This is a genomic window from Streptomyces sp. SYP-A7185 (genome assembly GCF_046103685.1).
In the GTDB taxonomy this organism is placed as follows: domain Bacteria; phylum Actinomycetota; class Actinomycetes; order Streptomycetales; family Streptomycetaceae; genus Streptomyces.
On record NZ_CP122310.1, the window covers coordinates 8,357,484 to 8,373,484 of the forward strand.

Here is a 16,001-nt window from a genome sequence, read left to right on the forward strand (position 1 = left end):
GAACCCGTCTACCAGGAGCTTCGTCATTGTGCAGGCTTGTCCAACCCTCGGTCAGCGCCGCCAGCTTGGAAGAGGCCCAGTGCCTCTCCCGGGTTCAAAGATTGGAGTTCATTCGGTCGGGGCGGGACAGATGCTGCCGATGATCTGTTTCAGCGGCGCGTGTGATCGCCTCGAGTACCCGGTGGCGATCGAGTGCGACCGCGAAATCCGGCGCATCGGCGGTTCCGTCGCGGAGGTCGGCGGCGAACTGGGCGTAGAGGCGGGCGACCCCCGCTGCGGGTGCGTCGAGTTGCAGGTCAGGAGCCGCATAAGCGGGGGGGACCTGTAGTACTTGGACAGGCTCGCTGCCGCGGCGCAGCGTGATGGTGAAATCGGTGAAGTGAAGGTAGCCCGACGCCGACTCCACACGCACACTGCCCTCGGTGCCCTGGATCTCCCATACCGTCGCCGAGCCGGCCGACTGCCCGGCACTGTAGTGCAGCGAGGTGACGATCCCGCCTTCGAGGACGCCGGCGACGACGATCTCGTCCGGAGCGTCCTTTGGCAGCGACGCGCCATCGGATAGGCGGACGCCGTCACCGCGCTGATTGGCGACGACGGCGGACAGACTCTCGAACGTGCCGAGCACGCGCGCCAGCGGTTCGAGCCCGTGGCCGAGCATGATGCTCAGAAGCGTGGCGCCATGCTTTGCGTGGGCCATGTACTCGACCGGCGGGTCGTATCGGCCGACCCACATGTCGTCGGCCAGATGCGCTCGGATGCTCGTGCTGAGCGGCTTGCCGATCACGCCTTGCGCGATGAGGTCGCGAAGGAAGAGGATCGGCGGGTGCAGGCCGCCCTGCAACCCGACAACCGTGCGCAGCCGCCGCTCGCGGGCAAACCCCTCCAGCGCTTTGGCCTCGGACAGGTTTCTCGCGAGCGGCCATTCGCAATAAACCATCTTGCCCGCGGCCAGCGCGTCGGACACAATCTGCTCGTGATCCGGCACCTTGACCGCGACCACCACCAGGTCGACCTCCGGTCGCCCGACCAGAGCGTTATGTGTGTCGAAGGCGAGATCGGCGCCCAGCCGGCGAGCGGTCGCGGTCGCGCTCTCCATACGAGTCGTGCTGACGGCGCGGATCTGGAACGCGTCGAGCGCCTGCAGCGCCGGGACATGAGCAATTCCGCCCCAACCCCGATCGGAACTAGCCCCGATAATACCGACGCCGATCTGGGTATGTGCTGAATTCGTCATAAGGATGCTCCTGCCATGTGCAGCCCGGAAACGCTCTCAGGGCTGTGTCACGATGATTCGTTTCCGGACACATGCGTGGGCACTCGAGTTCACCATGGCGAGCGAGCAATTATTGGCGTTCGCCATGGTGAGCCCGAGTGACCCAAGCGCAGGTTTTACACGTGAGCCCAGTGGGCCTCGAGTTCACGCGCGACATCGGCCGCACGCTCGATCATCGGCCAGTGCGAGCTGCGCAGCTTGAAGACGGCACGTGCGCGTGTGGCATTACCGAGCTCGTCGGCGAAGCGGTGAGGAAGGAACGGATCGTCCAGGCCCCAGATCACTAGCGCTGGTGCGGTCACCTTGCTCAGACCTGGCTTCCACTCCGCCCCGACCTCGATCGCCGAACGGTAAAGGGCGAGAATGCTTGCCCTCATAGTGGCATCCATATGCCGGACCGCTTCGTCTGCCGCGTCGCGCGGCATCTGCGCCTCGTTGAGACTTGCTGCGAACTCCTCGAGGTCGAGGTCCGCCATCCATTTCTCACCCTCGCCCGGCGTTTGCCAGATCTTGGCAAGATAGTGCCACGGATACTCCGGATCGATTGGTCCGCTGATACCTGTCCATGTGCGCACCAGATCTGGCCGGACAGACGCGAGACGACCCGTGAGCAGAGACCCCCAATCATGACCGACCAGGTCGACGGGTTCGCCGATTTCTTCGATCTTCTCAATAAGCCAATCGAGATACTCTTCCTTCGTCGACGTGAATCCCTCTGGCAGGGGTGCGCCAAACCCGGGGAGATCGATCGTCGCAATATCTTCGCGTTGAAGATGGGAACGGACGGTGTCCCAGAGCCGATGGGTGTCAGGTACACCATGGACGAGGACTGCAGGCATTTCGAATTCTCCAATTGATTGGTGTCGTGGTTGCATGGCCGGTCGGCCGAGTCAGGGAAGGAGGATGACCTTGCCGTGGGTGTGGCCCGTGGCGACGAGGCGATGAGCGTCCGCGGCCTCGTCGAGCGGGAAGCTCCGGCCGATGCGTGCGGTCCATGCGCCGGCGGCGATCAGATTCAGGGCTTCCTGGACAGGGCCGCGGTCGCGGTTCCCGCTGCCCCCGGGGCTGAATGCGACGCCGTGTCGCGCGGCATCGCGGTCGGCGAGCGTCACGATCCGGTCGGGGCCGCCGAGAAGATCGACGAGGGCGGGAAGGAGCCCCTTGCCGGCGGTGTCGAGCGCGGCGTCGACCCCGGCCGGAGCGGCGGCACGGATGCGATCGACCAGGCCCGGGCCGTGGGCGACAGGGGTCGCTCCGAGACTCCTGACGAAGTCGGCGTTGGTAGTCCCGGCGACGCCGATCACCGTCACACCGCGCTGTCGCGCGAACTGCACGGCGGCGCCGCCCAGAGCACCGCTCGCGCCGGTGACCACGAGCGTTTCACCCGGGCGAATGTTCAGAAGTCCGAGGGCCCTCGCCGCGTTGTCGGCGCCGATGACAGTAGCCGCGGCCTCCTCGAAGGAAACGCCGTCGGGGATCGTCGCGAAGTTGCTGCTGACCGTGTACTCGGCGTAGGAGCCCTGGGTGGCGGAGTCCGGCCACCCGGCGACGCGGTCGCCGGCCACGCCCTCGTCGACGCCCGGGCCGACCGCCTCGACGACGCCGGCGAACTCGAATCCGATGATGGCGGGAGCACGCAGGCCGAACGCTCCGGCGCGGGCCTGGATCTCCGCCGGGTTCACCCCCGCGGCGTGAACCCGAATCAGTACCTGACCCGGACCCGGCACCGGTCGCGGAGCCTCCGCAACCCGCAACACGGAGGGTTCGCCGAACGAGGTGATGACGGCGGCTTTCATGATGATCCTTCTCATGTACGAGGGTCATTTGCTCGCACCGTTCAGAACGGTGTCAGGTCAGGAAGACCGGAGGATTCTCGCCCCGCAGGCGGTAGTCGGGCCGGGGCCGTTCGAGGCGGATGGATTCCAGCACGGTGTACGCGTGGTACTTGGTCTGGGTGGTGGCTCCTGCCAGCCGTTCCCACCAGAGCCGGCCGTCGCTCGTCTCCTTCTCGAGGACGTGGCGGGTGGTGTAGTTCGCCATGGAGCTGATCCAGTTCTCGGTACCGACGAAGATCCTGTCCCAGCCGGTGCCGGTCACGATGTCGGCGAGCGCATCCGAGCGGCTGAACCGCTCGACCGCCGCAGTCGCCCCCTCGAGCACGTCGGTGAAGTACTCCACGCACAGCTTCACCTGCTCGTAGGTGCCGTAATGCATGTGGTGCCCGCCGACGAAGTAGTCGAAGTCGTATTCGAGGATCTGGGACTGGGCTTCGTACCAGCCGGAGATGTTCTGCGAGGCGTCGCAGTGCATGAACGTGACGCTTCCCGGACTGACGATGTCGACGGCTGTGAGTACCTTCTGCTGGGGTGCGTAGATGAAGATGTTGCCGGGGCAGTGGTTCTCTCCCTTGTAGGAGAGGTGCAGGCTCACGCCGCCCACTTCGAGGACGAGTTCGTCGTCGAACGTCCTCGTCGGCAGGGGGCGCTTCGGGTCGGGGAAGCGCTCCAGGAGTTCCTTGGTGATGCGGTGGGCGACGATCTCGACGTCGGGACCGAACACGGAGGCCGCGCCGATGTGATCGGCGTGCCAGTGGCTGTAGATGACGTGGGTCACCGGTCGGTCGGTGACGTCCTCGATCGCCGCCAGCATGTTCTCGCCCAGCGTCGGGGGTGCGTCGATCGCGACCACGCCCTCCTCGGTCACCACGAATGCGGCGTCGTAGCCGGCACTGGTGACCCAGTAGAAGCCGCCGCGCAGTTCTTCCACGTGGTAGCCGTACTTCTGGAAGTGCTCGCTCTGGAAATACGGGGGGTAATAGCCCTCGGGGTCCAACGGGTCGTCCGCCCCCGCGCGGGCGAATCCATAGTGGTCGATCCCGTAGAAGCTCGGGGTTTCTTCGACGTTGATGGGTATCTGACTGCTCTGGCACACCGGCGGGACGCCTTTCTGTGTTCTTGGGAAGCTGTCGAACGGGTGGTCTATCCCGGTGACGTGAACCGAAGGACTGCCTTGGTGACGCGGCCTGAGCCCGCATCCTCGAACGCGGTGTTGATATCGGCGAAGTCGTAGAAGGACAGCAGTCGGTCGATGGGGAACCGGCCCGCTCGATAGAGCTGGGCAAGGTCGTTGATCAGGAGCGACGAGACGGCGTCGCCCTGGATGATGCCCTGAAGCGACTGGCCGAGCGTGAGCCGGCCGGCGTCGAGCACGGCGCCCGCTCCTTCGTGGAACGCCACGAAGCCGAATCGGCCCATCGGTGCCAGGGCGCCGACCCCGGCGTCGAGGTTCTCCGCGCGGCCGCTCGTGTCGAGGACGTACTCCAGACCGCGTTCGTCGACGGCGCGGAGCGCGCCGGTCAGATCCTCGACCCGGCCGGGGTCCACGAGGTGCGTCGCTCCGAGATCGCGGGCCAGATCGAGGCGGCCGGCGTCGACGTCGACGGCGACGATGGTGGTGGCACCCGCGACATGTGCCGCCATGACCGCCGCCAGGCCCACCGCGCCCACGCCGAAGACCGCGAAGGACGCTCCCGCCGGCACGGCGAGGGCCTTGAGTACGGCCCCCGCACCCGTCTGCAGCCCGCACCCCAGCGGAGCCATGACGTCGAGGGGCAGATCGCGGGGGACCTTGATCGTGTTCCGTTGGTGCGTCAGGGCGTGGGTGGCGAACGAGGACTGGCCGAAGAAGTGACCGTGCGGCTCAGCACCGTGGGCGACGTGGAGACCGTTCGAGCCGTCCAGGCGGGCACCTGCGAAGTTGGCCGCCCAGACGTTGTCGCAGTAGGCCGCGTGCGAGGACATGCACGGCTTGCAGCGGCCGCACGAGTGGTAGGAGAGGACGACGTGGTCACCGGGCTCGACGGTGGTGACAGCGGCCCCCACGCGTTCGACGACTCCTGCCCCCTCGTGCCCCAGTACCACCGGCAGCGGCGTCGCCATTCGCTGTGCCCGCACGTGAGCGTCGGTCGCGCATATTCCGGTCGCGACCATGCGAACGAGTACCTCGTCGGGCCGCGGGTCCTCGATCTCGATGTCGCGGAATTCGAATGGCCCGTCCTGCGCTTCGAGAACAGCGGCGCGCGCGGAGGTGGTCATACGCCGTGAGCCTGCCGCGAAGCGCCGCGAGGGCCATGGTGACGAGGGACTGAAATCATCAACGACTCCCTGATCGGGGGGGGGGTGGGCCTCAGGAGCCCTTCAGCGAGTCCGAACCTATGTCGGCCGCCCGTGCCCGCGGATCGGTCGCCGTATCCGTCACGGCAGTAAGGCACGGTGCCGCGCGGTGCGGCGGCGTCAGTGCCGGACGCCGGTCCGGGCGGCTTGTTCGACTCGGGCGATGAGACGGCTGTTGTGGACGGCGTGCCGGAATCCCGGGGTGTGGTGGGTGCCGTTCGTGATGTCGCGGGCCAGGCTGGCGTAGACCTCGCCGACGTTGATGGAAGCGCCCGTCCAGAGGAGCAGAACCGCCTCCTCGGGCCGGACGGCTGGACCTTCCGCGCCTTCGAGTTCCTGTCGGGTCGGCCGATCTACACACCGTTCCCCGCGCCGGCCACTGGCCCGATGGTCTCGCTGCCGCTCGCCAACGACGGCACCGGCAAACTCGACCTCGTTCTCGGGCACACCTACAGCCTCCTCGACCGCGAAGGCGAGCAGGTCGCCCGCGACCTGCTCCGCCCGGCCGTCCTCACGCTGCGCTGTGACGGCGGCAATTACCACCCCATGCCCGGTGACGGATGGACGGTCGATACGTACGAGGTTGTCCTCAACGTGGATCGAGTTCTGCTGCCCGCCTTCACAAAAGCGGTCACCGACGCGACTGGCAGCGACTCGAATCCGTGCTCACCAGGCTCCAGCGCGAAGATGTTCAGCCTCTCGTGGTCGAAGGCGACATAGCGCCCCTGCCAGCCGTCCCACCGGACTGGAGGAACCAGACGGCCGAGCCCGATCCAGCCGTCGTTCGGCGTCTGCGCATCGGTCCGCCAACCACGGAGTTCAACGTCGTACTGCAGGACTTCTCGGACTTTGAGATACGCGGCCACGGATTTCCCTACGTCTACGACACGCGCAGGGGGCGTCTGATCACCTTCCTCCAGCGCTGCGTCGAGCTGGACCTTCCCGGAAGCAGCCTGCGGCTGGTTGTTGGCGACGAAGCCGAGTTGGCTCGGCTCCTGGCCGACCAGGACCGCACGACGCTCCTCGAAGCCGTCAGGACCGCTGACGGCGGTGCCCTCACGGAAGAGGACATCCGGCTGATCAGCAACCGCAAGTGCAGGCGTCGTCTCAAGACGGCGCGCTCTTGATCCTGTTTGCGAGCTCCAAAGGGCGCAGCTCGCTGGCCTTCCGGGCGGCATTCGCTGTACCGCGACTGGGCACGCACGCTGCCAGCTCGTCAGGGAAGCCGCAGGTCCCGCAGCTGTCGCCGGGAGGTGATGCTCAGCTTGCGGAAGATGCTGCGGAGGTGGGCCTCAATGGTGCGCGGGCTCAAGAACAGCTGTGCGCCGACCTCCCGGGAGGTCGCCCCGGTAGCTACCAGCCGGGCGATCGTCAGCTCCTGTGCGGTGAGCGCGTCGGAGGGCTGGGCGGACCGGCTGCGTGGGTGCTCGCCGGTGGCGCGCAGCTCGCGGGCGGCGCGTGCGGCGAACGCTTGCGCACCCATGTCCGACAGCATCTGGTGGGCGGTGCGGAGCTGCTGGCGGGCGCCTTGGCGGCGGCCCTCGCGGCGTAGCCACTCGCCATAGACGAGATGAGTCCGGGCCAGCTGGGTGGCCACTCGGCAGTTTCGTAGCTGCTCGATCGCCTCGAGGTAGTACTCCTCGGCGGCCGGGCCGGTGCTGACCAATGCCCATGAGCGCGCTGCCAGCCCGAGCCCCCATGGGGTGCCGCTGGCCAGCGCCCGTGAGCTGAGCTGGTCCAGCGCAGCGGTCGCACGCTCCGGCCGGTCGCTACGGCATGCCGCTTCAATGAGCTCGGAGTGGGCCAGGTTGCTGTGGGTCAGCTCGTCGGACTCGAAAGCCCGCGTCGCAGCGACCAGAGCCGCTGGGTAGTCGCCCAGACCGTTGTGCAGCACCGCCATGGCGTACTGCGCCAGGAAGTCCTCAGTTCGGCCCCCACGTCCAGCCGCTTCCCGGACCATGGTCGCGTGGACCTCGGTGGTCTCGTCCGAGCGGCCGCGCCAGGCAGCCAGGATGAGCTGGCCGTGGAGCACGGGCACAGTTCTGGTCGCGGCCGCGATCGTGGTCTGCTCGTCGGCCCGGGAGAAGTCACCAGAGAGCACCAGCATGACGGACTGGACGAGCAGTGCTGCCGGGAGCGTGGCCAGCGCGCCTGCTTCCCTGACCAGCCGGACATGACGAGCGGCCAGCGCGTGCACCATCTGGTCGTCGAAGACCGACATCGCGGTCCGGCCGGCCAGCCACAGCCAGCGGCGGTCGTCGCCGTCGTTCACGGCATGATCGTCCCGCTCGTGAGGATTGAAGGCGTCCAACGCCCGCCGCAGGCCGGGCACTCCTGCCGCGTAGCCCTGCGTGAACGTCGTCACCAGCCCGTCGAGCAACAGATCCACCGGCCTCGGCGGCTCCGGTGGTGCGGGCGCGGCCCGGGCCGCGTCGGCCACCGCACGCACGCCGCCGGGTCCGCGGTCGCCAGTAACGATTGCCGCATCGAGCGCGTCGAGGTAGGTCTCCCGGGACAGCGCCGGGTCCAGCGGGGCGAGGCTCTTGGCGGCGTCCAGCAGCATCCGCGGCCCCTCGCCGCCCCTTGCCCCGTGGAACGCGATCCGAGCATGCAGCAGCTCCAGGCGGGCCTGCGCCACGGCGTCCAACGGCCCGGCCGCGGCGACCGTCAGCAGCTCCAGGGCCTCGGACGCACCGGCCTCGTGCTTGGCGTGTGCAGCTTCCAGGGCCCGTTCCGCCCGGACGGCCGGCCTAGGGGTCAGCTCGGCCGCACGCTTCAGAAACGCCGCTGCGGCGGCCAACCCGCCGCGGGCGCGGGCCCGTCCGGCCGAACGCTCCAGCTCCGCGGCGGCGTCCTCATCAGTGCCCACCACCGCCTGCGCGCGGTGCCAGGCACGCCGGTCCGGATCGACCTGCTGGTCGGTGACGGCGGCCAGCGCGCCGTGCGCCCGGCGCCGGTCGGTCGGTGTGGCCGCCCGGTAGACCGCCGAGCGCACCAGCGGGTGCCGGAACCGCACACGGAAGTCGAACTCCAGCAGCCCGGCGGCCTCCGCGGGCGCAGCCGCCTCGCGGGCGATCCCCAGCTCCGCGGCCGCGCGCCACAGCAACGCCGCATCCCCGGTCGGTTCGGCCGCGGCAACCACCAGCAGCATCCGCGCGTCGGCAGGCAGGCTGTTCGCGCGACGCCGAAAGCCGTCCTCGATCCGGCGGGGAACGCTCACCACGTCCGGCAGCTCGAACCCGCCCGCGAACTGCACCGCCGGAGCACCCCGGGGTAGCTCCAACAACGCCAGCGGGTTGCCGCGCGCCTCGGCTACGATCCGGTCGCGCACCACATCGTCCAGCGGTGCGCGGACCGCGGCGGCCAGCAGCGTCTGGGCATCGGAGGCTCCCAGCCCCGCCAGGTGCAGTTCCGGCAACCCGCTGAACGCCTCGACGTCGGTCACACCGGGATCGCGCAGCGCGAACACCATCACCACCCGCTCGGCCCCCACCCGCCGGGCCACGAAAGCCAGAACCTGCGCAGACGCCTGATCGAGCCACTGCGCATCATCGACCACACACAGCAACGGCCCGTTCTCGGCCAACAGGCTCAACACCGCCAGCCCCACCAGGAACCGGTCCGGCGCAGCACCCTCGCGCAGCCCGAACGCCACCCCGAGCGCGGTCTGCTGCGGCTCGGGCAGCTCGACCGCCCGCGCCAGGAACGGGGCGCACAGCTGGTGCAGGCCCGCGAACGCGAACTCTGCCTCGGCCTCCACCCCGGCCGCGTCGTGAACCCCGAATCCCATCGCCACGGCGGTCTCCCGCATGTGCTGCAAGAGGGCGGACTTGCCGATGCCGGCCTCCCCGCGCACCACCAACACCCCGCTGTCGCCGCCCTGCGCCCGAGCCAGCAGCTGCTCGAGCGCCGCCTGCTCGGCGCGCCGTCCCACGAGCATCGCCTGGTCCTCCTCTGGCGCCGACACGGCGTCTATCCGGTAATTGTCACCGATGCGAAGCGCGCGGGCAGCACCGGGTCGTCAAGATGCCAGCCTCCCCCGCGCCAGGGTCGGTGACGGGATAAGGGATTTCCACCGACGCGGACCAGGCGCCTTCCCCGCGACGCTGAGAGCCGACAGCAGAGCGACCGGGAAGGGAGCGGCCACCGTGATCAGCACCCTGGTGTTCTTCCCCGCCGACAAGGAGTCCTTCCGCTACGGCAGCAGCGCGAACGGGGCGCCGTCCACGCCCTGGCCCACCGGGAGCTGCACGGCGGTGGGGCGGGCTGTCGGAGGCCGATCGCCGGCCGGCGCCGGCTCACGCGCCCCTGACCACGCCGAGGACATGTGGGCCGACGACACGTCGGTCGAGGACACGACACCTGGAGGGAACAGCCGTGGCCTGGAGGCCCCGCCAACTCGCCGATCTCGCCGACGTGCCAGCCGGGAGGCTGATCGTGGACAGGACCGGGACCGGAGCACAGGGCGAGCACAACGACGTCGGGATCGTGCTGTTCGCGGACCGCGCGCCGCCGGTCTCGCCGTCTACGCCGACCCGGCCGACCCGGAGTCCACGGCCGGCAACGCCACCATCGCCGAAGCGACAACGATCGCGGTACGGCGGCTCGTCGGTCAACAGCAGGCACACCACCCTCGGAAGGAAAAGATCATGGGCCACGTAACCATCGGGAACGAGAACAGCACGCCGATCGAGCTCTACTACGAGGACCAAGGCGCGGGTCAGCCCGTCGTCCTCATCCACGGCTACCCGCTCAACGGCCACAGCTGGGAGCGCCAGACGCGCGAGCTGCTCTCCACCGGCTACCGCGTCATCACCTACGACCGCCGCGGCTTCGGCCGCTCGTCGAAGGTCGGCACCGGCTACGACTACGACACCTTCGCCGCCGACCTGAATGCCCTGCTGGAGACCCTGGACCTGCGCGATGTCGTCCTCGTCGGGTTTTCGATGGGCACCGGCGAACTCGCCCGCTACATCGCTCGATACGGCCACCAGCGGGTCGTGAAGCTCGCCTTCCTGGCCTCCCTGGAGCCCTTCCTCGTCGCTCGGGACGACAACCCGGAGGGCGTGCCCCAGGACGTCTTCGACGGCATCGAGGCCGCGGCCAAGGGTGACCGCTACGCCTGGTACGAGCAGTTCTTCTCCAACTTCTACAACCTCGACGAGAACCTGGGCAACCGCATCGGCCAGGAGGCGGTCACAGCCAGCTGGAACGTCGCCATCTCCAGCGCCCCCGTGGCCGCCCATGCCGTCGTCTCCTCGTGGATCGAGGACTTCCGCGCCGACGTCGAGGCCGTCCGGGCCAGCGGCACGCAGGCCCTGATCCTGCACGGCACCGCAGATCGGATCCTCCCCATCGAAGTCACGGCCCACCGCTTCCGCCGGGCCCTGCCCGACGCGCAGTACGTGGAGATCGACGGCGCCCCGCACGGCCTGCTGTGGACTCACGCCGACGAGGTCAACGCCGCCCTGCTCGCCTTCCTGGGAGATCCACTCCCCAAGGGCGTCCGCCCCGGTTCGCAGGAGTCGCCATGACCACGGCCACCGGCGCCTCGCCCCGCGGCGCCGAGCTCGACGTGCGCCCGCGGCGAGCGCCTCGTCCATACGCTGCCCGTGCCGTGGCAGCGGTTCGGCGTGCTCGATGCGCAAGCTCGTCATCGGCGATCGACGAACGGGACCCGACCCTACCCGCGGTGGCGGGGCCATCGGTCAAGGCACTCGGGCCCGTGGTCTGCGGTCCTAGAAGCACCTGCGGCAGGCCGCTGAGCATGCTCACACCATTCACGGACAGGTCGGCACCCCCGAACGGGACCCGGCTCGGTGGGGTGGCACTGCCACAGCAGGGGCCCGAGGATGCGCTCATCAGGATCCGAGCGGGGCTCACCGGCATCGTGCTCGTGCACGGGGTCGGCGTCCTCGTCGGGGCGTCGGACGATCCCGCCGGCCTCGGACGGTACGGCACGGACTTCTGGGGCCGGAAGATGGTCACGGCTGAGGGGACGCGATGAGGGCAACCGGTGCTCCGGCTCCGCTCGTCGGACGACAGGCAGAGATCGCTGCCGTGACCGAGGTGCTCGACCGAGCCCGCCGTGGCACCGGTGGCGCCCTGGTGCTCTGGGGTGAGCCGGGCATCGGCAAGACCGCGCTTCTCGACCACGTCACCGCGGCGTCTCCCGATTTCGCCCCGCTGGCGGTACAGCCCGCACGGTGCGAGTCCGGGACCCCCTTCGCCGGTCTGGACACGTTGCTCCGGCCGGTCGAGCACCTGATCGCGACTCTTCCGGTGTCCCAGGCGTCAGCGTTGCGAGGCGTGCTCGCGGGCGAGGCCAGCGCAGCGGGCCGGTCGCTCACCGCCGTGGCGGTGCTGTCCCTGTTGTCGGCGCTGGCAGTCGACCGCCCGCTCCTGATCGTCGTGGACGACGCACACCGGCTCGACGCGGAGACCGAGTTCGTGCTCGGATTCGTCGCCCGGCGGGTGGGGACCGATCCGGTGGTGGTCCTGGTCGCCGGCCACGACGCGCCTGCCGGCGGATCGTGGGAGGGGGTCGATCCGCTCGCGGTGAGGCCTCTCGCTGACGACCACGCCGCCCAACTGGTCGGCGCCGCCCACCCCGGCCTCGACGGCCCCGAGGTCACCCGCGCGGTGAAAGCAGGTGGGGGCAACCCGCTGGCACTGCACGAGCTGCCTGTACCAGTCGACGATCTTGCCGCCGGCACGGTGTCCGTGGGGCCCCGGCTGCGTAAGGCCTTCGCCGAGCGCTTGCAGACCTTGCCGCCCCCGGCACGCGAGTTCGTCGTGCTCATGGCCGCGGCTCGTGCCGACGGTGATCAGCTCACGCTCGCACGGTCAGCACGTTCCCGCGCCGCCGAGGAGCCGGTCTGGGAGGAGACGATCCGGTCGGGTCTGCTCGCCGGGACGCCCGACCGGCCTGCGCTACGGCACCCGGTGGTCCGGGCCGCTGTCTACGCGAGCGCCTCCCCGTCTGAGCGCAGGAGCGCCCACCGGACCTTGGCCGCCGCGCTTCCCCCGGGCAGTCGCGGGCATGTCTGGCACCGGGCCGCGACCGTTCAGGACGTCGACGAGGAGATCGCCGGGCTGCTCGAGCAGACGGTGCCCTCGGGCGTCGGCGCGGTACCGATCCTGCGGCGGGCCGCCGAGCTGTCCGCCGACCCGGCCGCTGCGACCCGCAGGCTCGCCGGCGCGGCCGTGGCCGCCTGGCACGGCGGCGACGCCACGATGGCGCGTCGGTTGCTGGCCGATGCCCGGAGCCTGACCGACGAGGTTCTGGCCACCCGCGCCAGCCGCGGCCTGCGCGGGGTACTCGAACTCGCCGAGGGGTCTCTGGAACGAGCCCATCGATCGATCAGTCGCGACATCGCCGCGTTCGATGATCCGCGTATGAGAGTGGAGCTCGGCGCCGCTGCCCTGCACGCGGGATGGTCCGCGGCCCGCGACGACCTCGTCGATGAGTCCCTCACTGGTCTCGCGGGGCTGACGGCCCCTGGGCTGCCCGAGGTCCTCCCGATCGTCCGGACGTGGTGGGGGCCGGCGACGGACCCGGCACGGGCAGCGTCGTCGGCAGCACTCGGTGACGTCATGGCGCACATCTCCCGGGTGGAGTCGCAGCTGCTCCCGGTGTCGCCGCTCGGACTGGTGTGGGGCCTCGACGAGCCACTCGCCGATGCCGTGCACGCCCTTGTCCGCAGGCACCGCCGTCACGCCGATGGCACCTCGCTTGCTGCGGCGCTGGCTCGGATGGCGCGACTCGACATCGCCGCGGGCCGGTGGGGTGCCGCGGAGGACGCCGCGGCCGAGGGGCTCGCGTCGGCCGAGCGAATCGGTGCCGAGCACATCGCTGCGGAGTGCCGGAACTGCCTCGGGTGGCTCGCCGCCGCCCGCGGTGACGGCCGCAGCGTCGACCATCTGACCGTTCGAACCCTGCAACTGGCCAGGCCGCGCCGCGACCGTGCGGCCAGCGCCTCGGCCCACTGGAACCGTGGAATGGCCGCTCTGGCGGCCGGTCGCGCCGATGCTGCACTCGACCTGCTCGCCCGCTTGGACGAGCACGGGCACGAGGCAGCACATCCGATCGTCGCTCTGCTGGCAAGCCTGGACACGATCGAGGCCGCCGTGCACGCGCGGCGGCCGGAGATCGGCCAGCGCCGCGCCGAGGCGCTCGACGTCTGGGTACGGCGCACCGGCGCGCACTGGGCGAGATTCGCAGGGCACCTGGCACGCGCACTGCTGGACGAACCCGCCGCCGAACGGTCCTACCGGGCGGCGCTGGACGTGCCCGGTGCGTCCCGGCGCCCGTTCGACCACGCACGGGCCCGTCTGCTCTACGGCGAGTGGTTGCGGCGACAGCGGCGGCGCCGAGACGCCCGCCAGCAGCTCGACGCCGCTGCCGAGACGTTCCACGCACTGGGAGCGCGCCCGATGCTCGATCGGGCCCGGCGTGAGCAGCGTCTGATCATGGCGCCCGCACGCCGTGCCACTGCCGCCGGCACGGGCATGTCAACGCTGACGGCACAGGAACGCCGGGTGGCCCAGCTTGCCGCCGGCGATCTGACCAACCGCGAGATCGGGGCCCATCTGCGGATCAGCGACCGCACCGTCGGGCATCACCTGTCCAACGTGTTCGCCAAGCTGGGGCTCTGCTCACGGCGCGACTTGGCGGCCACCGGCATCGCCGCACGGGGATGATTCCGACTCGGTCGCGACGCCTGACGAGCTCGTGCACGGGTAGGCGGTGAGACGTCGCGAGCTTCGGTGTGATCTGGGTTCACGTCTGCCCTGTCGGCTTCAGGTCCACGGTCTGCTGCTGAGACAGCAGGCAGGCGACGGCTTGGATGGCGTCGCTCATGTGCTCGCGGCGGCCGAGGCTCGATGTCTCACCGCCTACCGTGCACGAACTCGTCAGACGGCTACCGGCGCCCCAGGTGTGCTGCCACTGGAAGGGCCTGCAGCGGCAAGACCGCGTCGGGGACGTCGCTCACGACAGCACCTCGTCCACGCCGCGGTCGTTGACCGAGGCGCCGCGGTCGTCAACCGCGCGCGACTGCCGCCCGAACGTCGGCAGCCCTTCCAGGTCGCACCGCAAGGTACCGAGCGTCACGGGCTTGCACGCCTCAACGAGGGCCTTGAGTGCGGGCCGGCAGGTGCTCGAACTCCTCGTCCATCTTGTCCCGGGGGCGCGTGTACTGGTCCCGGATGAGGGACATCGCCGTCGGCGTGAGGACGCTCTAGGACGCCACCAGGAGGTCCTGCTGGGCCTGGGGCAGTGTGGCGGCGGCGGCCCCGAAGCCCGCGGGCGGGCCGAGCGAGGCCCCGTCCTCCAGGATCGCGGCCAGTTGGCGGCGCATGTGCTGCTGGCGCTCGATGTTCGCCGCGAGTTCGGCGTCCAGGGCGCGCAGGATCTCCTTGGACCGTGCGTCGGCGGCGGCCACCGTGGGGATGTCGGACAGCGGCACGCCGAGATCGGTCAGCCGGCGGATGCCCATCAGCCGGACCAGGTGCCGTACGTCGTACCGCTTGTAGCTGCTCGGTGCGCGCTCCGGCTCCTCCAGCAGACCCAGCTTGTGGTGGTGCCGGACCGTCTCAGCCGCGGCGGTAACCGGCAGGCGAACGGCTGCTACTGCCCGCAGGAATACGACGGCAACGGAATAGGTGCTCTGCGTCGGTACGCGTCCGTCGCGCTCGACGTGCTGGACCGGGACCGGTCGGCAATGGCGTTCCGCATTGACGATGGTGAGCAGGACCTCGGCATCCGGGTAGTCCGGTTCACGGGGCTCATCTCTGAGGGTGAGTTCGGGGATCCGTTCCACGTACGGTTTGCCGGGGCGCTGAAGTTCACTCTGCGCACGGCTCCAGGCCCGCGTCGCGGGCCAGGAGCGCCGCTTGGACCCGGTTGTCGCAGTCGAGCTTGGTCAGGACGCGGCTGACGTAGGTCTTCACCGTCGCCTCGCTCATATGCAGGCGGGCGCCGGCGTCCGCGTTGGACAGTCCTTCGCCGAGCAGGGCCAGCACCTCGTGTTCGCGAGCGGTCAGCCCGGCCAGGCGGCGGCGCGCCTCCTCGCCACGCACGGTGGCGGCGGGGGAGGCGAGGGTGTCCACCACGTGGCGGGTGGCGGCCGGGGACAGGTAAGCGTTGCCGGCCGCCGCCGCGCGGACTGCGTGGATCAGCTCCTGCGGGGCGGTGTCCTTCAGCAGGAAGCCCGCACTGCCGTGGCCGAGCGCCCGCAGGACGTTGTCGCGTTCCCCGAACGTCGTCAGGATCAGCACTCGTACCCCCGGCGCGGCACGGCCCAGTTCGGCCAGCGCGGTCAGCCCGTCCATCGTGGGCATCTGGATGTCCAGCAGGGCCACGTCGACCGCGGTGCCCCGGGCGGTGTCCACCGCCTCCCGGCCGTCCCGGGCCTCGGCGACGACCTCGATGTCCCCGGCGGAGGCGAGGATCATTCTGATGCCTGCTCTGATGAGCGGCTCGTCGTCGGCGATGAGAACCCGGATCATGCGGTCTCCTGCGCGGGATCGGTGTGACAGGCGGACAACAG

General features: G+C 69.9%; 14 protein-coding genes. 5 read left to right on the top strand and 9 right to left on the bottom strand.

The window, feature by feature from the left end; translation table 11 throughout:
• Positions 1–94: 94 nt before the first annotated feature.
• The 5 genes from QBL25_RS36480 to QBL25_RS36500 all read right to left on the bottom strand — a co-directional run bounded on the left by QBL25_RS36480 (position 95) and on the right by QBL25_RS36500 (position 5,370).
• Positions 95–1,237 carry a Gfo/Idh/MocA family protein gene (locus QBL25_RS36480; RefSeq protein WP_409061224.1) on the bottom strand — a complete coding sequence of 381 codons (1,143 nt, stop codon included), beginning with the start codon at positions 1,235–1,237 and terminating at the stop codon, positions 95–97.
• Positions 1,238–1,392: 155 nt separating this feature from the next.
• Positions 1,393–2,115 (bottom strand): alpha/beta fold hydrolase, encoded by a 723-nt coding sequence (locus QBL25_RS36485; protein WP_409061225.1) that lies wholly within the window; start codon positions 2,113–2,115, stop codon positions 1,393–1,395.
• Positions 2,116–2,166: 51 nt separating this feature from the next.
• Positions 2,167–3,072 (bottom strand): NADP-dependent oxidoreductase, encoded by a 906-nt coding sequence (locus tag QBL25_RS36490; RefSeq protein WP_409061226.1) that lies wholly within the window; start codon positions 3,070–3,072, stop codon positions 2,167–2,169.
• 52 nt (positions 3,073–3,124) lie between these two features.
• Positions 3,125–4,207: an MBL fold metallo-hydrolase gene (locus QBL25_RS36495; RefSeq protein ID WP_409061227.1), complete on the bottom strand. Its 1,083-nt coding sequence runs from the start codon at positions 4,205–4,207 to the stop codon at positions 3,125–3,127.
• A 47-nt stretch (positions 4,208–4,254) separates the two neighbouring features.
• Entirely contained in the window at positions 4,255–5,370 is a 1,116-nt protein-coding gene (locus QBL25_RS36500; RefSeq protein ID WP_409061228.1) for an NAD(P)-dependent alcohol dehydrogenase, read from the bottom strand.
• A gap of 201 nt (positions 5,371–5,571) precedes the next feature.
• Between QBL25_RS36500 and QBL25_RS36505 the strand changes: the two genes are divergently transcribed.
• Together QBL25_RS36505 and QBL25_RS36510 are read left to right on the top strand one after the other, a co-directional pair.
• Positions 5,572–6,168 carry a hypothetical protein gene (locus tag QBL25_RS36505; RefSeq protein WP_409061229.1) on the top strand — a complete coding sequence of 199 codons (597 nt, stop codon included), beginning with the start codon at positions 5,572–5,574 and terminating at the stop codon, positions 6,166–6,168.
• Complete coding sequence (locus QBL25_RS36510) at positions 6,150–6,575, top strand: hypothetical protein (RefSeq protein WP_409061230.1); 426 nt, start codon at positions 6,150–6,152, stop codon at positions 6,573–6,575. The genes QBL25_RS36505 and QBL25_RS36510 overlap by 19 nt, the downstream gene beginning before the upstream one ends.
• Positions 6,576–6,664: 89 nt before the next feature.
• Here QBL25_RS36510 and QBL25_RS36515 read toward each other — a convergent pair whose 3' ends face one another.
• Positions 6,665–9,388, bottom strand: a complete 2,724-nt coding sequence (locus tag QBL25_RS36515) for an ATP-binding protein (protein WP_409061231.1) — start codon at positions 9,386–9,388, stop codon at positions 6,665–6,667.
• Positions 9,389–10,097: 709 nt separating this feature from the next.
• Between QBL25_RS36515 and QBL25_RS36520 the strand changes: the two genes are divergently transcribed.
• The 3 genes from QBL25_RS36520 (at position 10,098) to QBL25_RS36530 (ending at position 14,151) form a co-directional block, all read left to right on the top strand.
• Complete coding sequence (locus QBL25_RS36520) at positions 10,098–10,982, top strand: alpha/beta fold hydrolase (RefSeq protein ID WP_409061232.1); 885 nt, start codon at positions 10,098–10,100, stop codon at positions 10,980–10,982.
• A 290-nt stretch (positions 10,983–11,272) separates the two neighbouring features.
• The gene (locus QBL25_RS36525; protein ID WP_409061233.1) at positions 11,273–11,455 is read left to right on the top strand and encodes a hypothetical protein; all 183 of its coding nucleotides are present in this window, start codon (positions 11,273–11,275) and stop codon (positions 11,453–11,455) included.
• Positions 11,452–14,151 carry an AAA family ATPase gene (locus QBL25_RS36530; RefSeq protein WP_409061234.1) on the top strand — a complete coding sequence of 900 codons (2,700 nt, stop codon included), beginning with the start codon at positions 11,452–11,454 and terminating at the stop codon, positions 14,149–14,151. The genes QBL25_RS36525 and QBL25_RS36530 overlap by 4 nt, the downstream gene beginning before the upstream one ends.
• Positions 14,152–14,440: 289 nt before the next feature.
• Here QBL25_RS36530 and QBL25_RS36535 read toward each other — a convergent pair whose 3' ends face one another.
• The 3 genes from QBL25_RS36535 to QBL25_RS36545 form a co-directional block, all read right to left on the bottom strand.
• The gene (locus tag QBL25_RS36535) at positions 14,441–14,563 is read right to left on the bottom strand and encodes a hypothetical protein (protein ID WP_409061235.1); all 123 of its coding nucleotides are present in this window, start codon (positions 14,561–14,563) and stop codon (positions 14,441–14,443) included.
• A 127-nt stretch (positions 14,564–14,690) separates the two neighbouring features.
• The gene (locus tag QBL25_RS36540) at positions 14,691–15,272 is read right to left on the bottom strand and encodes a MerR family transcriptional regulator (RefSeq protein ID WP_409061236.1); all 582 of its coding nucleotides are present in this window, start codon (positions 15,270–15,272) and stop codon (positions 14,691–14,693) included.
• Positions 15,273–15,297: 25 nt separating this feature from the next.
• On the bottom strand, positions 15,298–15,960 hold the full coding sequence (locus QBL25_RS36545) for a response regulator (protein ID WP_409061237.1): 663 nt from the start codon (positions 15,958–15,960) through the stop codon (positions 15,298–15,300).
• Between the last annotated feature and the right edge of the window lie 41 nt (positions 15,961–16,001).

What these genes read in the sequence shown, in the direction of transcription:
- QBL25_RS36480 (WP_409061224.1), bottom strand. Translation starts at nt 1,237, where the DNA reads ATGACGAATTCAGCACATACCCAGATCGGCGTCGGTATTATCGGGGCT.
- QBL25_RS36485 (WP_409061225.1), bottom strand. Translation starts at nt 2,115, where the DNA reads ATGCCTGCAGTCCTCGTCCATGGTGTACCTGACACCCATCGGCTCTGG.
- QBL25_RS36490 (WP_409061226.1), bottom strand. Translation starts at nt 3,072, where the DNA reads ATGAAAGCCGCCGTCATCACCTCGTTCGGCGAACCCTCCGTGTTGCGG.
- QBL25_RS36500 (WP_409061228.1), bottom strand. Translation starts at nt 5,370, where the DNA reads ATGACCACCTCCGCGCGCGCCGCTGTTCTCGAAGCGCAGGACGGGCCA.
- QBL25_RS36515 (WP_409061231.1), bottom strand. Translation starts at nt 9,388, where the DNA reads ATGCTCGTGGGACGGCGCGCCGAGCAGGCGGCGCTCGAGCAGCTGCTG.
- QBL25_RS36520 (WP_409061232.1), top strand. Translation starts at nt 10,098, where the DNA reads ATGGGCCACGTAACCATCGGGAACGAGAACAGCACGCCGATCGAGCTC.
- QBL25_RS36530 (WP_409061234.1), top strand. Translation starts at nt 11,452, where the DNA reads ATGAGGGCAACCGGTGCTCCGGCTCCGCTCGTCGGACGACAGGCAGAG.
- QBL25_RS36545 (WP_409061237.1), bottom strand. Translation starts at nt 15,960, where the DNA reads ATGATCCGGGTTCTCATCGCCGACGACGAGCCGCTCATCAGAGCAGGC.